The sequence below is a fragment of the Ercella succinigenes genome (assembly GCF_900002895.1).
In genome coordinates, this window is record NZ_CDHP01000012.1 from 113,925 (window position 1) to 119,924 (window position 6,000).

Genomic DNA, 6,000 nt, shown 5'->3' on the forward strand with positions numbered 1-6,000 from the left:
TATTGGCAATTGCAGCAAATGAAAAACTTCGAAGGATTAGGCAAGCCACATTTTTTATTATAATTTTTTATCAACTAAAATCAGATTGCTTGAAATAACTTCTTCCCAGTCAGGAATTGACTGAGAAGCCCCGTGTCTGTTTACAGCTATGGATGATGCTATAGATGCATATTTCAAACAGTCGGTAATGGAATAATTGTCTGTAAAAAGTTTTAGGAAATATCCTGTAAAAGTATCACCGGCAGCGGTTGTGTCTATGACTTTCACATCATATATTCCATGTCTATAAGTGGATTTGCCATCATAAAAGATGACTCCTTTTTTGCCTAAAGTTAGCAGAAATGAAGTTTGGGGATATTTTTTATATAATTCTGCAAGTATCTCACTTTCCTGATTTTTCCCGGTTAGTTCAAATCCTTCAATTTCATTTAAAATAAGAATATCAATTAAGTTTATTGGATATTCTGGCAATTCGGTACTTATTGGCGATGGATTAAAAGCTATTTTCAAGCCTTTTTCTTTTGCTTTAACAATTAAATAAGGAATATTGCTAATCTCGTTTTGCAAAAGAATAGTATCTTTTGCGTCGCTTTGTTCTAAAACTTGATCAATAAACTCCTTGCTTATCGATTTGTTGGTTCCTCCATGGTAAAGAATACAATTTTGACCATCTTTATCGACCTGAATAATTGTGTGCCCGCTGGCCCCTTTTGTGATTTGAATTAATTCTGTTCCTACATCATTTTTTCTTAAAGTATCTATTAATATTTGGCCGTCTTCTCCTATTTTGCCTGCCATTTTGCATTGGCTTTTTGCTCTTGCAAGGGCGATTGCCTGATTCAATCCTTTGCCACCTGAATATATTTCTCTTTTGGAACTTTCAAGTGTTTCACCAGGCTTTAGAATGTGATCAACAGTATAAACATAGTCAATATTTAATGAACCAAAACAAATAATGCTCATGAATTCTCTCCTCGTGTATTAGTCAAAAAATTTTATTGATTATCGTGTTTTCGATTACGTGTTTTGCCATTCTATTATTGGCAACTTTTTTGGGAATATCTTTTTGTTTTCGTTTATATAATTTTCAATATCAAATTTATTTGAATTGCCTTCCATGGGCCCCCGTACTTGAACCGCAAGTGCGCCAGCTGCATTGGCATATATTATAGCTTTTTCTAAATCCTCACCTTGACATAACATGGATAAAAAAGTAGTATCAAAACAATCTCCAGCACCTGTTGGATCTACCTCTTTTGCCGGGAAAGTATCTACTTGAAATGCTTTTGTTCTGGTATAGACATTCGTGCCTTTTGAGCCGTTTTTTACTATGATTATGCGGTCTTTTTGATTTAATAGTTTTTTTATTGCTATACCTGGGTTATTGAACAATATATTAAGTTCGTTCTTACCAGTCAAAAGAATATCGCACGAATTCATAATTTCGTTATAATGATCTAAGAGATTACCCTTTAAAAGCTCTGGCCTGATATTAGGATCAAAGCTTATTTTTACTTTATTTGCAATAGCTATTCTTACCGCTTTCATTATAGCTTCCTGCATGCTTATGCTAGCCGTAATTGAACAACCCATAATATGCAAAAATTTAGTTTTAGCGATTATTTCAGGATTAATATCTTTAGGTTCTAATTCCCCACAAGCTGCGTTTCCAAAATGAAAAATGAATTGACGTTCTCCGTTGTCAAAATAAGTTACAAAAGCAGTCCCAGTACTATTTTTTTGAGTGGTTATTATGTGGGAGACATCAACGCCATTGCCTGCAAGCCGTTTGATATTTAATTTTCCGAAATCGTCATCTCCTATTTTAGCAATTATTGCGCATTTGCTACCCATTCTTCCTGCTTGATCGATAGAAATTGCGGGAGCTCCGCTTGGATATGGACCAAGTAAAAGTCCAGGAGCATCAAATTTTTGATTTTTTTTCTCCGCTAGTATTTCTACTAAAATTTCTCCTACTGTAATAATATCGTACATTATTTCCCTCCAAAATCTAACATGTAATAAAGAAAAAGCAATCATAAACGAAAATTCAAGTGTGCATTGTGAACAAAAAACGCTTGACATGTCGCCTGTGTTGATATAATATCATCACAAATGAAAACAATCAAGCAAGATAATTTTTTTATCAATCATAAACGATCATTGTGCTGTTTAAGGAATGAAAATAGTAAATTAAGTTTTTTCACTTTGAGGAATCTATTGTCGATGATCGGCAAAGATAATAAACCCCAGAAAACAAGGAGGAAAAAGGAATGAAAAAGACAATAGCCCTGATGCTTATAATGGCACTGCTCATGGCACTTGCAAGTGGGTGCGGAGGAAACACAGATACGACGACGACAACAGGAGCAGCGCAGACAACAGAAGGAACAACAGCAGGAGATTCAGATGAAACGACAGAAGGAGCAAAAGATAATAGCGAATACAAATTAGGATTTATCCTAGGATCAAGAGAGCATGCCTTTTATACAACAATAGAAGAAGGAATAAATGCAGCAGCTCAGGACTATGGATTCACAGCAGTAGTACTGGAAAGTGATCTTGACGGAGCAATAGCATCAGAGAGAATAGAGACATTGGTAGTAGACGGCTGTGATGCGATTTCTCTGTCAGTAAATGATCCATCAGGTAGTACGCCTGCAATAGAAGCAGCAGATGCAGAGGGCGTACCGATGTTTGCTTTTGACTGTACATCAAGTGAAACAGATGTAATCAAATGTTTCGTAGGAACAGACAATGTTCAAGGCGGAGTACTAGGTGGCGAAACAATAATCAAGTATCTTGAAGATAATGGAATGACAGACGGAGCAACGATAGGGATAATCGGATATCCTGAGCCACAGTCAACAATAGACCGTGAACAGGGCTGGTACAGTGTAGTAGAAAAGTATGAAGAAGAGTATAACTTAACTATAGTAAATATAGGTAACTATAGAGGAGACGCCTCAACAGCACAGAATCTGATGAGTGATGCATTAACACAGTATCCTGATATGGCAGCAATCTTCACAGTAGGAGATCCGGCAGCAGTAGGAGCTCTTGCAGCGATTAAGACAGCAGGTGCCTCAACAATAATAATAGGATTTGACGCAAACCCAGAAGCACACGAAGCAATCCTTGATCCAGAAAACGGAAAGATATGGCTGGCAGACGTAGCCCAAGATCCATATAACATAGGCTACAAGATAGCAGAGCAGATGCTGAATTACCTTAATTCTGGAAAAGTAGATAAAGAAACAATGTTGATAGAACCATATCTGGTAGATGCTTCAAACGCAAAAGTTCAATAAATAAGCAGAAAGATTAAAGAACCTTAAAAACAGGGCTGTGCCTGAGAAAAAATCGGGCACAGTCTTGAAAAGGAAAAGAGAAGGAGAAACTTGATGCAACCTTTTCTGCAAGCAGTCGATATAAGTAAGCTTTTCCCAGGAGTACAGGCATTGTCAGAGGTATCTTTGGATTTTTATCCAGGAGAAGTGCATGCATTGGTGGGAGAAAACGGTGCAGGTAAATCGACGCTTATAAAGATTTTATCAGGAGTATATACCCCTACAAAAGGCCATGTAGTGTTAGATGGAAAGAAAGTAATTCTGGATAATCCACATGATGCAATAGCCAAGGGAATAGCGGTAATACATCAGGAACTGAGTATAGCATATGATTTAACTGTGGCAGAAAATATATTCTTGGGAATGGAGCCACGTAGTGGCATGATGCTTAATCGCAAGAAAATGAACAAGAAGTCGCAAGATATTCTTGATTTTATGCAGGTAAACATAAAAGCAACTGATCTGGCCAGAGATCTGACTGCAGCTCAACAGCAGATGATAGAAATAGCAAAAGTAATAAATAAGCAGGCGAAGGTAGTTATTATGGACGAACCAACCTCGTCTTTGTCGGATCATGAAATTAAGGCGTTGTTTACACAGATAAATAATCTGCGTAAAAGCAATGTGACCATTATATATATATCACATCGGATGGTAGAAATATTTGAGATGTGTGATAGAGCAACGGTGCTACGAGATGGCAAAAAAATAGTTACGGAAAAAGTAGCAGATATAACCGAGAGTGAACTTGTAGCAAACATGGTAGGCCGTAAGATAGGCGATTACTATAATAGACAAAAACACACGCGCGGAAAAGAACTTCTTCGCGTAGAAGGTCTGAGCAGAGATGGTGAGTTCAAAGATATAAGCTTTAAAGCTTATGCAGGAGAAATCCTTGGTATTGCAGGGCTTGTAGGAGCAGGAAGAACAGAGGTAATGGAAACTATCTTTGGAGCACGCCAAGCACAAAGCGGAAAAGTTTTTGTAGAAGGAAAAGAAGCCAAATTCAAGAATCCACTTGATGCAATTAATAACCGCATAGGACTTGTAACAGAAGATAGAAGAAGAACAGGGCTTATGTTACAGGCATCTGTAAAACACAATATGGTCTTGCCAAGTTTAAAGAAGAACAAAAGTAAATTCAATTTTGTTGATCGCAGTTGGGAGAAGAAAATAGTAGGCGAAATGTCCAATAAGCTAAAAGTGAAGACTCCTTCGATAGAAACAATAATAAGTAATTTATCGGGTGGGAATCAGCAGAAAGTAATTTTGGCTAAATGGCTTATAGCGGATACAGACATAATGATATTAGATGAGCCCACTAGAGGAATAGATGTCAATGCAAAGTCAGAATTCTATGCTCTTATGAATGATTTTGTAGCAAAGGGTGGGTGCATAATTATGGTATCTTCCGAAATGCCAGAAGTAATAGGTATAAGTGATAGAGTGCTGGTAATGCGTGAAGGCAGAATAAGCGGTGAATTATCGGGTGAAGATGTAAATGAAGAAAAAATAATAGATCTTGCCAGCATTCACAGCAGCTAAGTAAGAAAGCAGCTATTTACTATTAAGAAACAGGTGAAAGGAAAAGATTCCATATGAGTAATATTCAAACCGGATCGCAAGCAGGGACTTTAGAGAAGATAAAAACATTTTCTAAGCATAATATAATTTTGTATGTTCTAATTCTGCTAAGTTTAGGCTTTGCTTTAGGAAACAGTGCTTTTTTGACAGCTGCAAACTTAGTTAATCTGACAACACAGATGGCAATAAATGCAATGCTATCGGCAGGTTTGACCTATGTAATTATATTAGGCGGAATAGATATATCTGTAGGTGCTGTGGGTGCATTGGCAGGAGTTGTTACAGCCTTGGTAGGACGTACTTTGCCAGCAGAAACACCTATAGCTCTTGTAGTAGTAGTACAGTTGGCGACAGGTCTTATTGTAGGTATACTTTTCGGTTCGTTTATAGGTGTAATAATAGCAAAATTCAAGGTAGTACCGATGATAGCTACATTGGCTGCGCTGAATATAGCAAGAGGATTGTGTTACATTTTCTCAGGAGGCACATCTGTATCTGGTCTTAACAGAACATATTCCTGGCTTGGAGCAGGCAGATTATTCAGAACAGATGATAAACCTACCGGCTGGCTGCCGATAATAACGATAGTGGTAATAGTGTTTGTAATAATTATGCATATTTTGCTATCTCGAACAGTATTTGGCAGACATGTGTATGCAACTGGTTCGAACAGAACAGTAGCGCATTTGAGTGGAATAAATACTGCTAGAATAATCTTTTTGGGACATGTGATTTGCGCAGCGATGGCTTCTGTTGGAGGTGTACTTAATTCTTCTAAGTTGCAAAATGGACAACCTGGTGCAATGGATGGTTACGAGATGTATGCTATTGCGGCTACTGTACTTGGTGGAACCTCATTGTCAGGTGGTAGTGGTTCTGTAGCTCGGGCTATGGTTGGTGTTGCGGTTATTGCAGTTATAAATAACGGTATGAATCTTCTGCACATTAATTCTTATTGGCAGAGGACTGTTATTGGTGCGATTATTCTGATGGCTGTTATCCTTGATATGGCTCAGAAAAAGAAAAAGCTTTAAGCTTTTCTTACCTTACAGGAGTTTTGCATGAT

General features: G+C 37.5%; 5 protein-coding genes. 3 read left to right on the plus strand and 2 right to left on the minus strand.

Annotated features, from left to right (window positions below):
* Window positions 1–57: 57 nt before the first annotated feature.
* A complete protein-coding gene (locus AC0KSB_RS04235) occupies window positions 58–963 on the minus strand; it encodes a ribokinase (RefSeq protein ID WP_472306971.1) in 906 nt (301 codons plus the stop codon).
* Window positions 964–1,017: 54 nt separating this feature from the next.
* Window positions 1,018–1,995, minus strand: a complete 978-nt coding sequence (locus AC0KSB_RS04240) for a sugar kinase (protein ID WP_472306972.1) — start codon at window positions 1,993–1,995, stop codon at window positions 1,018–1,020.
* 278 nt (window positions 1,996–2,273) lie between these two features.
* Between AC0KSB_RS04240 and AC0KSB_RS04245 the strand changes: the two genes are divergently transcribed.
* From AC0KSB_RS04245 to AC0KSB_RS04255, 3 genes are all read left to right on the plus strand, one after another.
* A complete protein-coding gene (locus tag AC0KSB_RS04245; protein ID WP_472306973.1) occupies window positions 2,274–3,311 on the plus strand; it encodes a substrate-binding domain-containing protein in 1,038 nt (345 codons plus the stop codon).
* Window positions 3,312–3,404: 93 nt separating this feature from the next.
* Entirely contained in the window at window positions 3,405–4,895 is a 1,491-nt protein-coding gene (locus AC0KSB_RS04250; protein WP_472306974.1) for a sugar ABC transporter ATP-binding protein, read from the plus strand.
* A 53-nt stretch (window positions 4,896–4,948) separates the two neighbouring features.
* On the plus strand, window positions 4,949–5,968 hold the full coding sequence (locus AC0KSB_RS04255) for an ABC transporter permease (protein ID WP_472306975.1): 1,020 nt from the start codon (window positions 4,949–4,951) through the stop codon (window positions 5,966–5,968).
* Window positions 5,969–6,000 lie beyond the last annotated feature (32 nt).